This window comes from Bradyrhizobium sp. AZCC 1610 (genome assembly GCF_036924515.1).
Classification (GTDB): domain Bacteria; phylum Pseudomonadota; class Alphaproteobacteria; order Rhizobiales; family Xanthobacteraceae; genus Bradyrhizobium.
In genome coordinates, this window is sequence record NZ_JAZHRR010000001.1 from 5,690,654 (window position 1) to 5,709,829 (window position 19,176).

17 protein-coding genes and 1 pseudogene are annotated in these 19,176 nt (G+C 59.4%); 11 read left to right on the forward strand and 7 right to left on the reverse strand.

What is annotated here, in order from left to right; all coding sequences use genetic code 11:
- Window positions 1-52: 52 nt before the first annotated feature.
- The 4 genes from V1279_RS27970 to V1279_RS27985 all read left to right on the forward strand — a co-directional run bounded on the left by V1279_RS27970 (window position 53) and on the right by V1279_RS27985 (window position 3,638).
- A complete protein-coding gene (locus tag V1279_RS27970) occupies window positions 53-1,003 on the forward strand; it encodes a hypothetical protein (protein WP_334442549.1) in 951 nt (316 codons plus the stop codon).
- Window positions 1,004-1,312: 309 nt separating this feature from the next.
- Window positions 1,313-1,975: a hypothetical protein gene (locus tag V1279_RS27975; RefSeq protein WP_334442552.1), complete on the forward strand. Its 663-nt coding sequence runs from the start codon at window positions 1,313-1,315 to the stop codon at window positions 1,973-1,975.
- A complete protein-coding gene (locus tag V1279_RS27980; RefSeq protein ID WP_334442555.1) occupies window positions 1,972-2,238 on the forward strand; it encodes an HGGxSTG domain-containing protein in 267 nt (88 codons plus the stop codon). The genes V1279_RS27975 and V1279_RS27980 overlap by 4 nt, the downstream gene beginning before the upstream one ends.
- 833 nt (window positions 2,239-3,071) lie before the next feature.
- Window positions 3,072-3,638, forward strand: coding sequence for a hypothetical protein (locus V1279_RS27985; RefSeq protein WP_334442557.1), 567 nt, complete (start codon window positions 3,072-3,074; stop codon window positions 3,636-3,638).
- A 324-nt stretch (window positions 3,639-3,962) separates the two neighbouring features.
- Here V1279_RS27985 and V1279_RS27990 read toward each other — a convergent pair whose 3' ends face one another.
- The gene (locus tag V1279_RS27990) at window positions 3,963-5,159 is read right to left on the reverse strand and encodes a hypothetical protein (protein WP_334442559.1); all 1,197 of its coding nucleotides are present in this window, start codon (window positions 5,157-5,159) and stop codon (window positions 3,963-3,965) included.
- A 74-nt stretch (window positions 5,160-5,233) separates the two neighbouring features.
- Window positions 5,234-5,821, reverse strand: a complete 588-nt coding sequence (locus tag V1279_RS27995; RefSeq protein WP_334442561.1) for a hypothetical protein — start codon at window positions 5,819-5,821, stop codon at window positions 5,234-5,236.
- 312 nt (window positions 5,822-6,133) lie between these two features.
- Here V1279_RS27995 and V1279_RS28000 point away from each other — a divergent pair, with 312 nt between their 5' ends.
- A complete protein-coding gene (locus V1279_RS28000; RefSeq protein ID WP_334442564.1) occupies window positions 6,134-6,919 on the forward strand; it encodes a hypothetical protein in 786 nt (261 codons plus the stop codon).
- A 155-nt stretch (window positions 6,920-7,074) separates the two neighbouring features.
- On the opposite strand, the gene V1279_RS28005 is transcribed toward V1279_RS28000, so the two are convergent.
- Window positions 7,075-7,701, reverse strand: a complete 627-nt coding sequence (locus V1279_RS28005) for a class I SAM-dependent methyltransferase (protein WP_057855564.1) — start codon at window positions 7,699-7,701, stop codon at window positions 7,075-7,077.
- Between the two features lie 487 nt (window positions 7,702-8,188).
- Here V1279_RS28005 and V1279_RS28010 point away from each other — a divergent pair, with 487 nt between their 5' ends.
- The 3 genes from V1279_RS28010 (at window position 8,189) to V1279_RS28020 (ending at window position 11,750) form a co-directional block, all read left to right on the forward strand.
- Window positions 8,189-9,370, forward strand: coding sequence for a hypothetical protein (locus V1279_RS28010; RefSeq protein WP_334442569.1), 1,182 nt, complete (start codon window positions 8,189-8,191; stop codon window positions 9,368-9,370).
- Window positions 9,371-10,057: 687 nt separating this feature from the next.
- Window positions 10,058-11,056: a glycosyltransferase family 2 protein gene (locus tag V1279_RS28015; protein WP_334442571.1), complete on the forward strand. Its 999-nt coding sequence runs from the start codon at window positions 10,058-10,060 to the stop codon at window positions 11,054-11,056.
- 10 nt (window positions 11,057-11,066) lie between these two features.
- On the forward strand, window positions 11,067-11,750 hold the full coding sequence (locus V1279_RS28020) for a class I SAM-dependent methyltransferase (protein ID WP_334446602.1): 684 nt from the start codon (window positions 11,067-11,069) through the stop codon (window positions 11,748-11,750).
- A 1-nt stretch (window position 11,751) separates the two neighbouring features.
- Here V1279_RS28020 and V1279_RS28025 read toward each other — a convergent pair whose 3' ends face one another.
- On the reverse strand, window positions 11,752-13,200 hold the full coding sequence (locus V1279_RS28025) for a hypothetical protein (protein ID WP_334442573.1): 1,449 nt from the start codon (window positions 13,198-13,200) through the stop codon (window positions 11,752-11,754).
- 610 nt (window positions 13,201-13,810) lie between these two features.
- Window positions 13,811-14,464, reverse strand: a complete 654-nt coding sequence (locus tag V1279_RS28030; protein ID WP_334442575.1) for a hydrolase — start codon at window positions 14,462-14,464, stop codon at window positions 13,811-13,813.
- Window positions 14,465-14,615: 151 nt separating this feature from the next.
- Between V1279_RS28030 and V1279_RS28035 the strand changes: the two genes are divergently transcribed.
- The 3 genes and pseudogenes from V1279_RS28035 to V1279_RS28045 form a co-directional block, all read left to right on the forward strand.
- Window positions 14,616-15,509 (forward strand): LysR family transcriptional regulator, encoded by an 894-nt coding sequence (locus V1279_RS28035; RefSeq protein ID WP_334442578.1) that lies wholly within the window; start codon window positions 14,616-14,618, stop codon window positions 15,507-15,509.
- 271 nt (window positions 15,510-15,780) lie between these two features.
- A complete protein-coding gene (locus V1279_RS28040; RefSeq protein WP_334442581.1) occupies window positions 15,781-16,716 on the forward strand; it encodes a pirin family protein in 936 nt (311 codons plus the stop codon).
- A gap of 184 nt (window positions 16,717-16,900) precedes the next feature.
- Window positions 16,901-17,140 (forward strand): annotated as a pseudogene (locus tag V1279_RS28045) (tyrosine-type recombinase/integrase); the annotation flags it as partial.
- Between the two features lie 341 nt (window positions 17,141-17,481).
- Here V1279_RS28045 and V1279_RS28050 read toward each other — a convergent pair.
- Window positions 17,482-18,312: a Bug family tripartite tricarboxylate transporter substrate binding protein gene (locus tag V1279_RS28050; protein ID WP_334442584.1), complete on the reverse strand. Its 831-nt coding sequence runs from the start codon at window positions 18,310-18,312 to the stop codon at window positions 17,482-17,484.
- 349 nt (window positions 18,313-18,661) lie between these two features.
- Complete coding sequence (locus tag V1279_RS28055) at window positions 18,662-19,168, reverse strand: aromatic-ring-hydroxylating dioxygenase subunit beta (protein ID WP_247829580.1); 507 nt, start codon at window positions 19,166-19,168, stop codon at window positions 18,662-18,664.
- Window positions 19,169-19,176: the final 8 nt, after the last annotated feature.

The window sequence follows — 19,176 nt, forward strand, 5'->3', positions numbered from 1 at the left end:
ACTCCACCGTGCCGCTGTCCTCATCGCCGCCTGCGTGGCCACTTGCACGGGCGTGGCCGCGCAGGAATTCCAGCTGGAGGATGTGCCCGCAGTCGCCAGCGTTCCGATCGCACAGATCAAACCGCGCACGGTCATCTTCGCCGACCAACGCAACGACAAGCTCGCCGATTCCTCGACCGGGCTCATTCCGTTCGACGATTGGGCCCGCTCACGTCCGGTTCAGCGGCGCTTCCTCTCGCTGTTCCCGAGCTTCGTTGAGCCCACGCTCAACCAACAAACCAAGCTGAAGCTCTCGGTCTACCAGGCGGAGGCGCGGTTTCGACTTCCAAGACCGGCAGCGGCATTGGATCTGTCGCGGTATGCGAATGTCGCGTTCCTCGAGCAGATCGATCCGGCAGTCAAGCACCGGCCGATCACGGCGGGCGATGCTGTTCCCAACAAGGACGCGGGCGCCGCGCACAACCGTCAGCCGAATCGCCAATGGTGCGAGGACGCGAAGGCGATCTGCGTGCAGTCCCGCTACATGTTCGAAGGGAAAATTCCGGCGGGCATTCAGCTTGCCAACAAGCTGCGCGAGGAGAGCAAAAAGCCCATTCCGGATTTCATTGAGTTCCAGAGTGAGATCATGTTGGTCACGCAGCCGCACCTTGCCGAGCTGCCGAGCCTGACAGGGCTCGACTCCACAGTCACCGGCGGGCTCGAGCAGAACATCTTTTGGGTCAACCAGGTCATCCAGTTCGGCAAGCTGCTTGCGGTTCTGCAACAGCATCCGACCGAGCGGGAAGCCGCCATCGCGACGGTCTACATCGTGATTGCGGTCAGGAACGACGTGCTGAACAAGCAAAGGGAATACAGCAAAACACCCATTCTGCGAAACCTCGTGCCCGCGCAACTGCTCATGGGCAACAGCTCCTTCAACAGCGGCGATTCGCTGAGCGCCGGCCTGCCGAAATACGCCAGAAGCCGCATCAAGGCGATCGCCGAATTGATGGAGCGGGAATGAGCAGAGCGTGTTCGCCAACGAATGGCGCCTCGACACACGCGCTTCCAAAATATCGAAAACAACCCCATGCAAAGTAGCAGGCGGCCGCCGGCATTCGAAAACAGTTTGACACGTCGGGCAAATCAGCGGCATTCCTTCATCATCCCGCAATCTTATAAATCTACGTCGCCCCGCAATAGCGGGCGCGTCGGTACGATTGCGGCTCAGATCCTCACCCACAATTGAAATTGCACCAGATCGCCGAGGCGAACGATCACCTCCGCGTGGTCGAACCGCGCGCTTGCCGCGCGCCTGCCAGGGAGTATCGACATGAACACCGCTCCAGACCTTGCTATGCCAACGGCGATTGCCGCGACCGACCAGACCAAAGCCGCCGCAATCCCGCGGATAAAGCTCCTGTCGCACGGATTCTCGATCGATCATCCAGACCCTGAAATCGGCGAACAGCTCATGGCGAACGCGCTGGGGGCACCCGATCGCGAATCGATGGATGGCATCCTCCGGCAATTGGTCAGGGCCAGCGTGAGCGGCGGGAGTCCCGACGAGGTCAACGTCTCTTTCATGATTTCGATGGTGAAGAGCATTCGCCCCCGGGATTCTGTCGAGGCCATGCTGGTGGCGCAGATGGTTTCCGTTCATGTGATGGCGATGCGATGTGCCCATCACCTCGCGAATGCGGAAGACCTCGCCCGGCACGACAGCGCCGCGCGCGCATTGGGCAGGCTCGCCCGCACGTTTCCCGCCCAGATCGAGGCGCTCAACCGCTACCGGAGCCATGGCGAGCCTGCCATCACCGTGCAGAACGTGTCGGTCGGCGACGGCGGCAAGGCCATTGTCGGCAACGTCACGCAGCATGCCAGCGTGATCGTTTCGGACAAGAGCCCGGCATCCGCAGCGCGGAAGGCGCGGAAGGCCGCAGGCTCCAAGCGAGGGACCGCTTCCGCTGATGCCAGGCGGGAAGCACAGGCGTGAGCGATCACATCAGAACTACCGGCCCGATGCTGGCGAGCCCGCGTTGTGGCGCCAAAACCCGTTCCCGCGGCGCGTGTCGCTCGCCGGCCGTGCACGGCAGGAAGCGCTGCCGCATGCACGGCGGTGCACAGGGATCCGGCGCGCCAAAGGCCAACCAGAACGCGCGCAAGCACGGCCTGTTTACCAGGGATGTGATCGCCGAGCGAAGGCAGATTCAGGCGCTGTTGGGTGAAGCGCGGAAGCTGCTGGATGAGATGAAGTGATTGGCTTTCGCAGAAGGGTGCGCTGCGTGAGGCGCAATCAGGGCCTAAGCAGCGGCGCCGTAATTGAGCACGCGTCCCTTAACTCGCCGGGGCGGTGAGGTAGTCATATGCGTCGTGCTCATTGTCCAACACGAATGCTTGTACTGGTCCTACAGCCATCTTTCCTACTCCGTTAGTCGGCCGCCCGACGAAGCGGCTCTCGTGCGCCGCGTGCACTTGCACCGCTGCCATCCGCCCGATGCGTCGTCTACCAAATCGTCCCCACACGAACGACAAAACGGCAAATCGATATTGAACCGATCGAACGCGTTGGCAGTGAAGGCACGCCGGTCGGGCGATAATGTCAAACGGGTCTCGCTAACGAATGCCGGACCTTCAACAGCCCATCTAGTCAGCATGTACAACGAACCTAGAATTTCTTGCTGCGAGAGCATTCGCTTCTGCTCCCAGTCAACCGCATTCAGCAAAAAGCTTTGCAAGCCAAGCACAGCTTGCCGCGCCCGTCTGTTACGCTCACGTTCCAACTGTTGACGTTCGGCCGCCGTCATAGGCACGGCACGGATGCTGGGTCTTGCCATGATCTATTACTCCCTCTCATTTCGTAGGCTACGACGTAGCCTACGAAATATCAAGGAGGTAGGCAGGAGCGAACGCGATCCCCTGTGGATAGCAAGGATACGAGAGTTCAAACCTCCCGGACGTATGGCGCTTTCGCGAGCCAAACTCAAAATAGAAATCGGGGTGACAGCTTGGCTAGAGATGACTTCAGCAGGTCCGTTATCGATAGATTGGCGAAAAGGGCAGGCATGAAATGCTCTTGTCCAGATTGCAGATTGCCAACCTCAGGACCAGATGGCGGCGACGGCGTCACCAATGTCGGCGTGGCGGCTCACATATCAGCGGCCTCGCCGGGAGGAGCGCGCTACGACGATACGCTCACCCCTGAGGTGCGAAGCAGCATCACCAACGGCATCTGGCTTTGTCAGACACACGCAAAGCTAATCGATGATGATGAAATTACCTACACCTCGGCCGTTCTTCATGAATGGAAGGAGACGGCGGAGCATATGGCCGCGCTTGAGGCGCGCGGCTTTACAGTCCGCAGGGCCGCATCCTTTTGCAATTTGGAAAAACAGGCCCCAAAACTCCTCGCTGAGATGCGCAAGGATTTGAAAGAGCAGCCCTTGGTTAGGCAATTCATCGTGCTATCGAAGAAGGTGACTTATAATCGCGGCTCAACGCCGCTCTTCTACTATTTCCATGAAGATCACGACTATTTGCTCTCGATGATGACGATCATGGAGCATGCGGGGGCGATATACGACATCGCGTTTAACTCCGTACCGCGGTACAATTTCACTGAAGAGTTTGTGTCCTATTTGATCGGAGAACCTAGCTAGGAGAGTGTTCGGACGAACTCTCCGCCGCCAGCTATGGACGAAGTTGCAATTGCTTCAAGATCATCTCAGCGAGTAGCCCGCATGAGCGCAGCGATATGCGGGGATGGACCATCCCCCGGATGTCGCTGCGCTCATCCGGGCTACGCTTGCTAAAAGGGGCCGCTTGTAATTCACACGCCAATGGTGCGCGGAAGTGTTGGACCGCCGGAGCTATCTCCGGATTACGGTGACAGTGCACTCAACTCCGGTAAGAATTTTATGCACTGTCACCAATACCTCTCCAATTCCCTCGCCATGCGAGCGTAGACAACAAATAACCGTTGCCTACCAATCCATATTGGCGGCATTGTCCATTTGACCGGCGAGATGGCCTGCGAACAACGTCATATCTTCGATTGACGTCATTGCCCTTCCGTAGGTGCCGTCGTGCGTCATTGTCAGGATAAGCGGCAGCTCGTACTTCTGAATATAAATTTTGGCTGGCGCACGAGGCCCCTCCCACAGATGCGCGATGAATTCCTCGATCGTCTGCAATGCAGATTGTAGATCGAAAGCGCTGGGCTGCCCGAGTGCAAATCTGCGGCTGCCTATCGGGTCCGGCAGCAGCACGGGTACAGCACCGGCAGACGAATGGAAACGGAATGCTTCGCCTTGCTTTCCGAATGAGCCGTGCGCGACAAAATTTCTCAATTCTTTGCGTACTATGAGTAGTTCATCGTAGAGTCTTTTCGAACGTTCGTCCGATAGATCAAAGGCGAGCTTGAACTTCGTCGGCCAGTTGGCTTCCGCGGCACGCGTAACCTCATTTGCGCTCGTTAGCTTGCCACGCAGGATGCCGATATGGATAAAGACGTGTTCGGTCCAACTAAAAAATGCTTCGATAGCCGAAAGGCCGAGCCATCTTGCCTCCGTGCGAAGGCGGTAGGCCGGAAAGGAGATTGTTTGCCAATCTCCGCCGCTCTCTGCCTTACCCGTCTTGACAACCCGTTCATCTTTCCGGGTTTCAGCCTCGTTCTCTTTCAGGCGATAACTATCGCGCAGGAATTCGAACCGGTCAAAAAGCGAGATGCTTTTATTGGTCACATTGACAGTGGACTCGTCGATTGCCTTAGCGGCTAACCAATCGAAAAACGGCCGTGCCGCTTTCACAGCCTTGTGGATGTGATTGACGATTTGCTGCGCACCCGCCTCGTCTTTCTCGATGTCTGCAGCGAAAACACCGACGCCAAACTTCCGGTGCTCGATCAGAAAGGCGCGCCCGTTGAACTCGATTGGGATCGACCACGCCAATTTCTCGAATCTTCCTAGATCGCGATAGTCGAGAAGGTCGACCAGAACGAAGTAGACGAGGTGGGGGGCCGGGAGATTACGGCCTGCATCAGTCCGCTTGGCGTTGAATAGAAAATGTTTATCGGCTGGAGTACTTGCCGTTGCAGGTTTTACGGAACCAAGTGCGCGGCGCGCGGCCTCGCGTATAGGTTCAAGTTCAGAAGGAAAATCGGTACGGAGCTTTTGCGGCATGGGAATAATATATAGACTACAAGGTCATCCTTGACTGTAGAAAGGCACCTTTTACACCGATTTGGCATCGGTGATTATGCCATTGGCCTAAATGTCGCTGAAGCGCGAGGATTTATGCCGGTCCGGTCTGTGACCAGGTTGATAAAGTCGAGCGCAGTCCCGTAGAATTTCTTAGCATTCTCAGGATCGGCCATTCTCGTGTATTCGAGACGCCTCTTCTTCTCGTGCAGCTTGCCGGGAGCACTTCTCGTGTTCTCGATCTCGGTAGGTTCGATTTCGTAAGGCGATGCGTGTGTCACCAGATTACGCCATTCCTGCATCTGCCCGACATGCTGGAACAGGCCATTACCTTTATCGATCCCGATACCAGCAGCGGACATCAGCATTTCCATCTTGTCCCAGAAGCGCCGCGCATTGCGATAACGCAGGAAGTCGAAATCTGAGAAGCGCTCGTGCGAGGGCATCGAGAAAGCGACCGATGCCGAAAAGCTCTCGATTGCAGCGAAAGATAGAACCATCCCTCCGGTAAAGAAGGAAAAGCCCATCGATAAGGTACCAGCCCTTGGCTGCTTGTCTGCTATCAAGCCCGCTTTGATCAGTTCGGCGGCGGCATGAAGCGTCAGATCCCAATCGTGGTTCTGCGCAGAATATTCGTATATCAAGTCGCTTCCTTTCCTTTGGAGGCTTCGGTCGTGCTGCCAGCCCGAACGCATCGACAACGCATCGCAATGAAATCTACCCATCGCGCGGAGTGAGTTCATGTCCCCGGACTAGATAATCCCTCGCATTGCTCGGGCGGCTTCACCTCCAAGGGGCCTCACGCCCCTCGCAGCAAGTAGCCCGCATGAGCGCAGCGATATGCGGGGATGGACCATTGTACCACCCCTGTGAGGTGGGGATGAAAGGGGGTGTGGATAGCCTTACCGAGCAATCAACGGTAGTATCGGCAGATTTTGACTGCGGTGGGGGTGAATTTGGTTCAGCTTGCCCAGACGTACATTCATTTGAAGCCATACAAGGTCGGCCAAAAACGCTTAAACAGTCTCGGTCGTCGTGCAGAGAAGATCGCGGTTAAGGCGGCGCTGGACATTTACGGCGGCGGCGTCACCGTCGATGTCCGGCTCGAAGAAGGGTCGCTGAAGACGTGGGTGTCTGTGGCAGGTGTGCTCACGGTTTACGGCGCGATCGCAGACTACAAGGGCTTTAAGGAAAGCATTCAGGAAATGTGCAAGGACGCCCGCGAATATAGCGTGGACGTGTGCGGCGCATTTACCGAGGCTGCCAAGGTCAATAAGGGCCAGGTCTACCGGGTCGAGCGGCGACTAAAGACACCCGGTAAGATCAACCGGGCGTTCAAGAAGATCGAACAGCTCGATAAGGCAGCCGAGTCCATGGGGATCGACAAGCTGCAAGCCCAGCTCAAGGACGTTCAAGACGATCTGCAGGAAATTTCTACGGAGCTCTCCGAAGAGGATCGGAAGAAAATGCGGCAGGCACTGATCTTCGAGAACCTGCCCATGCTGCGTGAGCGGCCGCCGAACTCGCGGCGGGTGGAGCCCGCGAAGGTCGCCAGAAAGCCCGACGAGGAAGAGCCGCTGTTGCTCGACGTTGAGCCAAGCATGGATCCTGGGAAGGTCCAGCACGAGGAGGAGCGGATGGTCTACCACCGGAAGATTCATGTGCCGCCGCGACCAAAAGGCCGGCGGCGGCTGACTGAACTAGTGAGGTCGATGGAAGCCATCGAACACGACAAATCGTGAAGCTTAAATTGCAGCGAGTAGCCCGCATGAGCGCAGCGATATGCGAGGATGGACCATTCCCGGATGTCGCTGGGATTACGGTGACAGTGCACTCAAATTCCGGGTAAGAATTTTATGCACTGTCACCGTAATTCGGGCCCAGAACTCTGTGTGCCTCATGCCCGACTCGCCCGAACGCTCAGCCACCGATCATCCGGCCTTCCGATGCACCGACGTACGTCGCTGACGATCCAGCCGGAGTCTGTGAGTGCGGACCGCAGGGCGGGCTCGCGCCAGTACGTCTCGACGTACCGCCGAGGCGCCGACGCGCTGCCGTGTGTGGACACATCCTCGCCATCGCCCTCTCTAACCGAGGCGTGCAGTCGGCCACCGGTCCGGGTCGCCTCGGCAAGCCGTCCAAGCACCGTGCCGAAATCCTCGCGCGCGACGTGAATTAGGCAGGCACAGGCCCAGATCCCGTCGTACGGCGTGCCGGGACGCTGCGGGTCGGTCAGGTCTTCGGTCAGCGGGTCCAGCAGGTCGGCCTCGAAGCCACTCTCGCGAAGCAGTTCGATGAAACCCTTCGAGATGTCGGTGCGCCGGACGCTCATCCCCCGCTTCTCGAGCTCTAGTGCATCTCGCCCGCCACCGCTTCCGATCTCCAGCACCCTGCCCGAGCCACCCAGCTCGGTCACGAACGCATCGATCTCTGTCGCGACCCATTCGGGCATCGCCGCGGCCTCCGCGGCGTACTCCGCCGCGACCGCGTCATAGGACAGCACGGTGTCCCGGTCGGTGCTCATGCCTGCGCTCCTCTCGATCTCGAACCTACGGCGGCCGCCAACGTGCCAACCGCGAACATGCCCGCGAATACGTTCAGCCGATGCGTGCGGATCCCTGCGGGGAGCGATCAGCAATGTAGTCCAGGATTACGGTGACAGTGCACTCAACTCCGGTAAGAATTTTATGCACTGTCACCGTAATACCAGGTCATCGAGGGGCATTCACTCCAATACCGGCCGGCAGTCCGGCTCTTCATGCAATATCTAGCACAACGTGCAGCGGACTGCGCGCCGATGTGCGGGAGGTGTCGGTCGAACGCGCATCAGCATTCTCGGGATGTTCTCAGGGACCGCTTTCTCGCCCCCGTCGTCGGCGCGATGCGCAGGATTGTCGCCCATGTGGCGCGCCGGCACCGGGCCGCCGCTATGACCCCACGATTTCGCCATACGCATCGTGTTGTTCGTCCGCACGACCCTTCCCGTCAGGCTAGCCTTCGGAAACATGGACATGGGCGGTGATTTCATTGGCCGCTGGCGTGGTGCGGGTAGCGGCAGGAGAACGGCATGGCAAGCGAAACCCGGACGGTACAGCGCGAAGGTGCTTGCTTGCGGCTCATTGCTGCTCTCGTGTGTCATCGTCGCTGGCATGGCGACGCAAGCGGCATTGGCGGAAATAGCCGCGCCGGCCGCGACACGCGTCGCTGATAACGAAAAAGAGCAGGGTGGGCCTGGCGTCGCGCAAGCATCCCACACGCAGAAGTCGGAACCCGAAACAGTCCTGCGACAGCCTGAGGTGCAGAAGCCAGCGCCGGAAGCTGCCGTTCAAATGCCGGAAGCACGGAAATCGAGCCACGAGGCCAAGGATTTACCTGTACCACAGCTCGTCTTGCCGGACGATCTGGCGAAGAAGATCGGCCAGAAGATCTGGCTGAATGAAACAGACGGAAAACGTGATGCGATCACGTCATGGAATGCGCACGAGGAATTTGCTTCCCTGGGCATCGGTCATTGCATCTGGTTTCCTGTCGGCAAATGGTTGCCTTTCGAGGAGAGCTTTCCGGCCCTGCTCGAATTCATGCGCAAGAAGAACGTGCGTTTGCCCGCCTGGCTGGACCAGACGCAAATTCCGGCCAACCCGTGGACAAGCCGGGCCGAGTTCAGGAAGAACTCCAACTCACCGCAGATGAAAGAGTTGAGGCAGTTTCTGCTCGACACCGTGGCGGAGCAGACGCAATTCATGGTGGCGCGGGCGCAAGGTGCGATGGAGAAGATCCTCAAGACGACGCCCGACGGCACGGAGCGCGAACATATCGTCATCCAGTTCACGCGCGTCATTCGCGCCTCCGAGAATTTTTATCCGCTGATCGACTACATCAACTTCAAGGGCGAGGGCACCAACCCGAACGAAGCCGCCATGGACAGGGAGACCGGGCGGCGGCAGGGTTGGGGTCTCAAGCAGGTGCTGCTCAGGATGAACGGTGATACCAGCGATCCGAAGGCCGTGCGCGCCGAATTCGCCGATGCGGCGCAGTTCGTCCTGCAGCAGAGGGTTCGCAACCTTCCATCCAACCGTGTCTTCGAGGTCGGCTGGCTGCGCCGCGTCGCGACCTACCGCCGCCCGATCGCGGATCCGGAATCGAGCCCCCAACGTGCTCTGAGGAAATCGTTGCGAGTGACGGCGGCTCAATAGCTTTCCTATGAAGGGGACAGTTGCCGTTTTTGCGTATGCGTGAGGCTGCTTGTCCCGCGACGTTCGTCAGGCAATCGCGGGTTGCGCCTCGCTGACGTCAGCCTTTGGCCCTCTTCGCCATCACCTTCTCATAAGCCGCCTGCAGCCGTTCGCCTACGCTGGCGGTGCATTTTGCCAACGCGTTTGTCCCGAACCTGTTCACCGAGGTAGGCAAGCAGCCGGTGCAGGCGCGCGCTGCCGTCCAGGGTCTTGCCCTTCCATATGGAGGGCCGATACCGATGCGCGTGCTTACCGCGATCGTCGCGGGCCAAACGCGGTCTGAAGTTCCTCATTTCGTCCGTACGTGGCACCGGGATTATGACTAATGTGCTCGGGCCGAGTGTGGCGAACCCGCTGCCCAACCTGCTGGAGGAACTGGACAGATCTGGGCGCTTTGTTCTCTATAAAATTCACCGCACGCCCTAGCCTGGTAAGGTCAATCGGAACCAGACCGTCCAACTTCGCCGTCAGCTGCCCTAAATATTGGCCGTCGACGCGGCACGAGGGTTGCCGTGTCTCTTTTGCCCAGTCGGCCGGGAGTACCGTACGAAAACGCTTCAGAAGGATCCGTCCTTATCGGTCGCGACAAGGCCACCTTAACCATCGGTGTTGTAGGCTTCCGCCCGTTCGACGGAGTGGACCTCTCAAATGGCGATCGATTCTAGGCCGATAAGCTACAGCATCGTCATCCCGGTATTCAACGAGGAAGCCGTGCTGCCGGTACTGCTGCGCCGGCTCGACCTGCTTCTTGCTCGGCTTCGCGAGCCCGCAGAAGCAATTTTCGTCGATGACGGCAGCAGCGATTCTAGTTCCATCGTGCTGCAAGCTCTCGCTAAGCGCGACCCACGCTTCCGGTATATCGGCCTCTCCCGCAATTTCGGCCATCAGGTCGCCATCACCGCTGGCATGGATGCGGCGCAAGGCAAAGCAATCGTCGTAATGGACGCCGACATGCAGGATCCGCCCGAAGTTGTCGAACAACTGATCGCCAAATGGGAGGAAGGTCACGATGTCGTCTATGCGCGCCGTCTGTCGCGCGCCGGCGAAAGCCGGTTCAAGCGCGCCACGGCCCATCTATTTTATCGGATCCTCGGTAGGATGACCGACGTCGGCATCCCTGCCGATGTCGGCGATTTCCGGCTCATCGACCGAAAGGTACTCGCCGTGTTGCGCCAGATGCCGGAGCGGGATCGTTTTGTGCGTGGCATGATCGCCTGGCTCGGCTTCCGGCAGACCGAAGTGACTTTCCATCGCCTTGAGCGCGCCGCCGGCGAAACTAAATATCCGCTGTTTAAAATGACGCGGCTTGCTGTGAACGCGGCGCTCGGATTCTCCGATGCACCTTTACGGTGGGCAATCTGGTGTGGGGTCGTGGTGTCGGGTCTGGCGCTGCTCTACGGCGGCTGGGTGCTAATGTTGTGGATGAGCAATGACAGCCATTTAGTCGCCGGCTGGTCCTCGACGATCGTCATCGTTTCGCTACTGTGCGGCATAAATATGCTGATGACGGGCATCGTTGGACTTTATGTAGGTCGCATTCATGCCGAAGTTAAAAGGCGCCCCCTCTATGTGGTGCAGAAGCGACTAGGCTTTGAGCGTGATCAGGCTACGCCGGCACACCCCGCGCTTAGAGAATTGCACGAATGAGTATGGCCGCATGAAAGAGCTTTTCGACAGCTACCGCAGCAACTACCGGGACGTTGTTCAATCCTCCATAAACTTCAGCGGCCTGCCGCACAGTTTCTTCATGCGCGCCAAAGCCGATCTGCTCCGCGAACTGATTGCGCAGCGGCTCGGGCCTCAAAAGCCCGCCATGCTCGATGTCGGCTGCGGCGTTGGCAGCTTTCATCCTTTGCTGCGCGGCATGGTCAGCCACCTGACTGGCATTGACGTTTCCCCGGCCAGCATCGCGCAAGCCCGCGCCGATAACCGCGATGTCGCCTATTACGCCTTTGGCGGCAGCAACCTTCCCTTCGACGCCGCAAGTTTCGATCTGGTGACCGCGATCTGCGTGTTGCATCACGTCGTGCCAGCCAACTGGCCGCATTTCATGAGTGAAATGCGGCGCGTTGTTCGGCCCGGGGGACTCGTTTGCGTCATCGAACACAATCCGCTCAATCCACTGACCCGTCTTGCCGTTGCACGTTGCGAATTCGACCGCGATGCCGTCTTGCTCGGCGCCAGCAAGGCGCGAAAATTGATGGCCTCCAGCGGCCTGCACGAGATCGGCACGCGCTACTTTTTGTTGTTGCCCTCAGAGGCTGAGCCGGCGCGGCGCGTCGATACTACTTTAAGTAATGTGCCACTCGGTGCGCAATACGCCGCTTTTGGCACTGCCTGAGCTAGTTTTTCGGCAAGTCTCGCCGCTTGTGCACCACCGCCACTTCGTCGCTATAGACACGGCGCCAGTCCGGCAAGCGGTCCAGTAGCGCTACCGCCGGTGTATTTGGCTGGAGCAGTGTCGCGTCGAGCTTGTACTGGTCGAGCAACTTGAGAAAATCGCCAAGGTCGGCAAGCGACACAGCGCTATTTTGCCGCACGATAAATTGGCCACCGAACAATTCGCCGCGGCCGTCAATGAAAGTAGGAATGCCGGAGAAAATTAGATAGCCGCCGAACGAGTAGTCGTTGAACACGGCTCTCGCCTTGGCGAGACCGGCACTAGCCACAGCCGCCTCCGGCGTATTGCGCGACGCCGGGCGTATATCCCGTACCTGCGCCAGCGCGGTTGCCACGACCATCACGCTCAAAGCCATCAGGGTCACGCCGCGCGCCGAGCCGCCCGCGTTATCCTCGGCTTGCGTGCCAAACTGCCGCGCCAGCGGCGCCGCCAGATACAGAGGCGCCAATAGGGCCAGCAGGTCTGCATTCCGCACCTGGGCCAGCGCAAAATGAAGCAAGCCGAGCACCACCAGCGCTCGCACCACCGGCAGAGTCACTCCGCGCGATAGCGCGAGAATGCCCGCTAGCAGCAGAAACTCAAAGTTATTGAAATGGCCAAAGTCCTGCGGCCTCCATTCAGCGATTAACATCAGCGCCTCGCCGAGGCCAAGGGTCTTGAGCGGCACTAGCAGCGGGGCCGGCCCGTAAGGCGTCAGGCAGGAAGCTGCAACCGCCAAGCAAGTGAAGGGCAGCCAGCGCAATAGGACGCGCGGCCATTCGCTGCGCTTCTCGTCGATCAGCGCCTCGAGCACGGCCGGGCCAATCAGCCCGAGCGCCAGCACGACGCTGCCATGCAGATTGGCCCACAGCACCAGCAGTGGGAGCGCCCAATAAGGTGGAGGCGTCGTACGCCGGTCCATGCTGCGCACCAGGGCCGCCGCCCATGTCACCATGATGGGCAGTGTCAGCACGTGCGGACGCGCAAGCAGATGCGGTGACAACAGTACGATCGCTGCCAGGACCATGAGCAGCGTCGGTGTGGGGGCCAGCTCGCGCAACAGGAACCGAGTCAGCAGACCGAGCGCGAGTGCGATCGCCGCCGCAGCCAACGCCACCACCCCGGCCCAGCCGGAAAGTGCATACATGGCCGCATAGACGATTTGCGACAGCCATTCGAACGTGATCCACGGCGCGCCATGCATGGAAAAGGAAAACGGGTCGCGGTCAGGCACTGCGCCGTGAGATATTATCCAGCGTCCGACCGCGATGTGCGAATAGGTGTCCGGATCGTTCAGGAGCTGCGGTCCAAGCGTCAACAGCAAGACATAGACGCCCGCGCCGACCAGCCAGGGCAATGCCGCGTGGATCGTCAATGATTTGGAGGCGCTGTGAATAGCGTGATCGCTCATGAGGAGACACGTTAAGATGGAAGTACTAATTCTTCTTTGCCCTTTTGGCTCAAATGGCAGCCGGTGGCGGACCTCCATGGAGGAAATCCGTCTTGCCGGGGATCGCTAAGTCACCCTTACGCCACGGCTCTCGCCGTCGGGCACGAACTGCAGTCGTTTAACGGACCGGCAGTCCGCCAAGACGGACGCCGTTAACCGCAGATTGATCTCACTGTAGCGCGAGGTCAGCTGACGCGGACGAGCGCCTGCGACGGCCTTATCGCTCGATCGAAGACGGCATCGTCTAATTCGACGACATCTTGCGAGACGCCCCAGCGTAGATGAAACCGATAACTACGTCTCCGCTGGAGCGCTATGACATGGCAGCCGCCGGCGCGCAGGCACCACCAAGAACATCCGAAGCCTACCAAAGCTACTACGAAGCAGACCTTGGTCTGGGCGCTGGCGCATTACGGCCCCAGATGGGATGCGCGTGGTTGATCCTCATACCTTGGCGGAGGCACGGCTCCAGGCATGGACGGCCTTCCTATTGAGAGGGGGTGACGAGGCTCGATAAGCAATCAGCCTTTTCGCAACGCGTCGCTCGAAAACCTCTGCACCCCCGCTCAGATCATCGTGCGTTGCCCGGCACCGGCGTGTTGAGCAACTGCTGCTCCCACAAATACGCGATGCCGCTGCCGCTGAAGTGCTGGATGAGAATCTCGGTCAGCTCCTCGACATGCTCGGTGCGCGCCCAATCGCGTTGCCATTCGCCAGCGAGCGCCATCACGGTCATCACGTTCGCGCCGGCCGCGATCATTCGCTGGATGGCAACTTCGTGAGACTCCTTCGAAATCCCGCCCGACGCGTCGGTGATCACGGTCACGTCCCAGCCTTCGCCGGCGGCCTGGATGACAGGCATTGCGACGCAGACCTCGGTCCACAGGCCCGCGATGATCAGCTGCTTGCGGCCGGTCGCCGTGACGACGTTCACCACATTCTCGTCCTGCCAGGTGTTCACCCAGGTGCGATCGATGACTTCCTGGTCCGGAAATACGTCGGTGATCTGCTTAAAGAGAAGTCCACCGCGCGCTGCGATCACGCTGGTGAGAATGGTCGGAACATTGAAGGCTTTTGCTAGCTTCGCCAGCGCGGTCGTGTTGTTGACCACAGCTTGCGGATCGTGGCTGTTCAGGTTCGCGAGCTGGTAGGGCTGGTGGTCGATCAGAACGAGTACCGAGTCTTCGGGACGAAGAAGCGAAGCAAGTCCGTTACGAGGGGTCATAAGACTTCCTTTCTCTGCCTATGGACGGCAATGGGTTCACGGGAGACATGCGCCAGCGGGCGACGTTGCCTGGACGCAATTTGCTGTTCCTTTCGGCGATGCGGTAGGGTCATAGTCAGGCCAACTGTGTCGCGAAGAGAGGAACGCCGAATTGGACATCGAAGATCTGCAAACATTCGTCGCAGTGGCCGATGCAGGGGGCGTTTCGGCCGCCGCGCGTCGGCTCGGCGTCTCCAAGTCAATCGTCAGTCGGCGGCTTTTCCGGGTAGAAGCGGAACTTGGCGTTCAGCTTCTTGCACGAACGACCCGCGGCGCCGCGCTTACGGAAGCGGGGATCACGTTCAGGGATCATGCGGCCCGAGCCAGCGCCGAGATCGATACGGCCAGGGAAACGATCCTCCCGACCGGTGAGCTGCGCGGCCGCCTGAGGGTTGCCATGCCGCTTTCTTTCGGCCCGACTCACTTCGCCCCAGTGCTTGCGGAAATGGCGCATCAGCACCCGAAGCTCCACATCCATACCTCCTACAGCGATCGCTTCGTCGATCTGATCGCCGAAGGTTTCGATTGCGCGATCCGGGTTGGTTACCTTCAGGATTCCAACCTGATCGCGAAGCGCGTCGGGCCGATCTATGGAAAGCTTGTCGCAAGCCCGGACTACATCAGAGCCCACGGTTCACCTGAGACGGTAGAGCAGCTCGTCAGCCATCAGGCCCTCATGCAAGGAACGGAAGCCTGGCAGTTCATGGATGGCGACAAGGTCGTCACGGTTCAGCCGCAGGGCAGGTTCAAGGCCGACAACGCTACGGCGCTTGCCGCTGCCGCGGCGGCAGGACTCGGCATCGCCTGGCTCCCCGATTGCATCACACACGAATATGTGGCCTCCGGCGCGCTGGTTCCGGTGATGACACGCCATCCCCCACCTTCGGCGGGCGTATATGTCGTCCGACCGCCGGGTAATCACCCCACACGGAAAGTCCGGGTCCTCATCGAAATGCTGATCGAGTACTTCGCACGAAATCCGGACGTTTGGGGGCTCGACCGTTAACGCACGAACGGCGCGAAGCCTTATTGAGGAATTGCGCTCGACAGTCGCTTCACTGCGAGCCGCTGAGCTCGACCACATTGCCCGCACGTTCCACTTACTGCGACACAGCTTGACGTATCACAGGGCTAGTTGGGCAGACGGTCGCTCGCCAGTTTAGGCATTCGTCGGGCCGAGAACGCTCTTCCCGCTCGCGCGGTCCGGACTGATCGAAATCGGGCATGCGCATCGGCAAGGGCGAGGCCTCCCGGAAACCCAAGAGAGGATGAGGCGCATGAGTTGGAACCCGGCAATCGAACCGGGCTGTCCCGATGAGGTTGGCCTCGACGCGATCGAAACGCTCATCGTCCCGCGCGCTCGAGACCTGGGCGGCTTCGAGGTTCGGCGCGCGCTGCCCGCACCCAAGCGGCAGATGGTCGGGCCATTCATCTTCTTCGATCAGGCCGGCCCCGCCGAGCTGTTGACCGGGCAAGGCGTCGATGTCCGACCGCATCCGCATATCGGTCTCGGCACCGTCACCTATCTATATCGCGGCGACTTCCATCACCGGGACAGCACCGGGGCAGACCGGATCATCCGTCCCGGCGAATTGAACTGGATGGTTGCCGGGCGCGGTGTCTCCCATTCCGAGCGCACATCAGCGGCCGCCCGAAGCGGTCCGAACAGCCTGTTCGGAATTCAGACCTGGCTGGCGCTGCCCGAGCGTCACGAGGATATGGCACCGATGTTCGAGCATCGTGGCAAGGAGGCGCTGCCGGTTATCGAGGATCGCGGCGTCTCGGTCCGGCTGATCCTCGGGGACGCCTATGGTGAGAAGGCCCCCGCGACAATGTACTCGGAGACGTTCTACGCCGACGTGAAGCTCCACGCGGGATGCCGGTTGCCGATGCCGCACGATCACGAGGATCGGGGCATCTACATCGTCGAAGGCTCGATCTCGATCGCCGGCCAGGATTTCGAGGCAGGTCGGATGATGGTCTTCCGTCCCGGCGACAGGATCACTGTCGCGGCCGGCGACAGAGGCGCGCGCCTGATGATCCTCGGCGGAGCGACCCTTCCGGGCCCTCGCTACATCTGGTGGAATTTCGTCGCGTCTTCGCAGGAGCGCATCGAGGAGGCCAAAGCCGAATGGCGCGCGCAGAACTGGGGCAAGGGGCGCTTCGATCTCCCGGTCGATGACCGGGATGAGCACATTCCTCTTCCGGACTGACCGGCGCTAATAACGTGATCGCCGGACAAGGCTCGGGCGGTCGAGGACATGAACGACGTCGCGTGCCGGCTGAATGCTGGATGGAGACAGGGAAAGTGAGCAACAAGTGGCCCCTCCTCGACTACCTCAGTTGGGGCGAGACGTGTTCCGCCTGCATCTATACTTGCAGATCGCCGGCAAGTATCGGCTGGCTATGCCGGAGGTGATTCCCTATGCTTTGCGGCACTCGAGCATCGTGCGCGGTCTCCGAAAGGGCTTGCCCATCCAACAGGTCGCCAAACTGCACAACACCTCAGTCAAAATGATCGAGCGGCACTACGCGAAATACATTGCGACCGCCTTGGAAGACCTCGCAAGGGCGGCAGTCGTGTCCCTGGTGCCGCGGAGTGATGGAAACGTGGGGCCGATGGGAAAACGCGCGTAGCCGCATCAGCCGTTGTCGCGTGACTCGCTGTTTTGCTGTCGGTTCGAACGATCGGAGACAAAGGAGAACAGTGCAGTGGCGGAGAGAGTGTCAGTCAATCCCCATTGAGAGATCAAGCATTTTCGACCTTCCTAGGCCAAAATCCACCGCTTGAGCTACCGCCCGTGGAGCTCATTTTCGCACCATTGGAAAGTGATCCACCCGCGCGCGAGAAGCTGGTCGGTCGGGCCTGAGACCTCCCAACCGCCGAATCCCTCGCATCCAATTGCGCGTGGACATGCCCTGCTCGCCACTTTTGGCCGAGAACATCGACATCGGCTAGGTAGGTGAACTTGCGTCGTCTACTCTATGATTGTCGCGCCAGAGCTCTTGATAACGTCTCCCCACTTTTCATTTTCATGCTTCATGAATAGTCCGAAATCCGGACCGAATACCGTACCGACTTCCGCGCCTGTCACTTCGAAGCTCTTTCGTACGCTCGGGCTCGACAGAGCCCGCTCAATGTCAGCAGTCACTTTGGATAAGATATCGGTTGGCGTTTTCGCCGGAGCCAACACCCCGAACCAGGAAGATGCCTCAAAACCAACCAATCCCGCCTCCTCAAATGTCGGCACATCGGGAAGTGAGCTCAATCGCTTGGGGCTTGCAACGGCCAAGGCGCGCACGGTGCCGGCCTGAACCTGCGGGATGACGGTTGGCAAGTTGTCGAAAAGAATGGGGACGTGGCCTGCAATAACATCATTCATCGCCGGCGCAGCACCCCGATACGGCACATGCCTTAGTTTGGCGCCCGACATCTTCTTGAATAATTCGGCCGCCAGATGGTGCGTCGATCCAATTCCAGACGAAGCGTAATTGAGCTCTTCGGTTCCGTGTTTCGCCAGATCCAAAAGCTCCCTGAGCGTTGAGGCGGGCACTTTTGGGTTGACTATCAAGACGATTGGAACGGTTGCCAACAGGGCAACAGGCACGAAGTCCCTCGCCGGATCAAACGGCAGCTTCTTGTAGAGCGATGGATTTATGGTAATTGGACCGGGTGAACTGACGAGATAGGTGTACCCATCAGCCGGCGCGTCAGCTGCCATCTGGGTACCGATATTTCCGCCCCCGCCAGGTTTGTTCTCGATGACGACCGGTTGTTGCCATATCTCACTAAGCGCCTGCGCCAGCATACGCGCCGCCGCGTCGTTTGACCCGCCCGCGGGATTCGGAACAATGAGTCGGACAGTCCGCGTCGGAAATATCTCGGCTCGGGCGGCGCTTACCTGAAGTAAGAAGGAAGCGGCAAGCAAATACAGAACTAGTCGTCTCACGGCTACTCCTCCCGTGGCTGGTCGATCTACTCCGCGAGTTGAACCCACCGGGCTTTTTCCGTAGACGAGCTTGCCGCAATTTTCCTTCATGCCGGCACCCTTGCCCTCTTTAGCCGCCAGACTGCGACCGTCCCTCCGGCACAAAAACGACAAGGGCGGATCGTCAGGGCAAACGACGCCACGGAGTTGACCGAGCGCAAGTGGTCATTTAGAGCGGGACAACGAGCAGGATATCGACATTTCGAGAATCCAGGACGACGACACGCTCCTTGAACTTGAAGGAACCGCCCTCCTCTTGAATCACATCGAGATACTTTCCGGTGGCATACAGATCCATCCGGCCGGTCTCCATGATGCGAATGACCTGAAAGTTGGAACGCGAAGTCACGCAACCGGTCGCCTTGTCATACGACATGGTGGGATAGCCGATGATGTGGTTGTAGGTATGCGGTTCGAAAATATTGGCGGTATGGAAAGCCCTGACCCGATCAATCATCATTCCACGACCGACACACCGCATGATACCGATAGGCAGGCCAGCCTCGTGATTTTCCTTGGTCGTGATGAGATACAAGCCATTCGGCACGAAGAACTGCGGCCAAAGATCGATCTCCCCATCGTCCATTGCATGGCCATAGGCGGCAATCAGGTCCGCTGCTTCGCGGTATCGATCGCCACTGGATTGCGCGACCGGCTCTTCGATTACGCTGGGCATGGCTTGCT

Coding starts and splice junctions, on each gene's coding strand:
- V1279_RS27975 (WP_334442552.1), top strand. CDS start 1,313: ATGAACACCGCTCCAGACCTTGCTATGCCAACGGCGATTGCCGCGACC.
- V1279_RS27990 (WP_334442559.1), bottom strand. CDS start 5,159: ATGCCGCAAAAGCTCCGTACCGATTTTCCTTCTGAACTTGAACCTATA.
- V1279_RS28005 (WP_057855564.1), bottom strand. CDS start 7,701: ATGAGCACCGACCGGGACACCGTGCTGTCCTATGACGCGGTCGCGGCG.
- V1279_RS28010 (WP_334442569.1), top strand. CDS start 8,189: ATGGGCGGTGATTTCATTGGCCGCTGGCGTGGTGCGGGTAGCGGCAGG.
- V1279_RS28015 (WP_334442571.1), top strand. CDS start 10,058: ATGGCGATCGATTCTAGGCCGATAAGCTACAGCATCGTCATCCCGGTA.
- V1279_RS28020 (WP_334446602.1), top strand. CDS start 11,067: ATGAAAGAGCTTTTCGACAGCTACCGCAGCAACTACCGGGACGTTGTT.
- V1279_RS28025 (WP_334442573.1), bottom strand. CDS start 13,200: ATGAGCGATCACGCTATTCACAGCGCCTCCAAATCATTGACGATCCAC.
- V1279_RS28030 (WP_334442575.1), bottom strand. CDS start 14,464: ATGACCCCTCGTAACGGACTTGCTTCGCTTCTTCGTCCCGAAGACTCG.
- V1279_RS28040 (WP_334442581.1), top strand. CDS start 15,781: ATGAGTTGGAACCCGGCAATCGAACCGGGCTGTCCCGATGAGGTTGGC.
- V1279_RS28050 (WP_334442584.1), bottom strand. CDS start 18,312: ATGCTGGCGCAGGCGCTTAGTGAGATATGGCAACAACCGGTCGTCATC.
- V1279_RS28055 (WP_247829580.1), bottom strand. CDS start 19,168: ATGCCCAGCGTAATCGAAGAGCCGGTCGCGCAATCCAGTGGCGATCGA.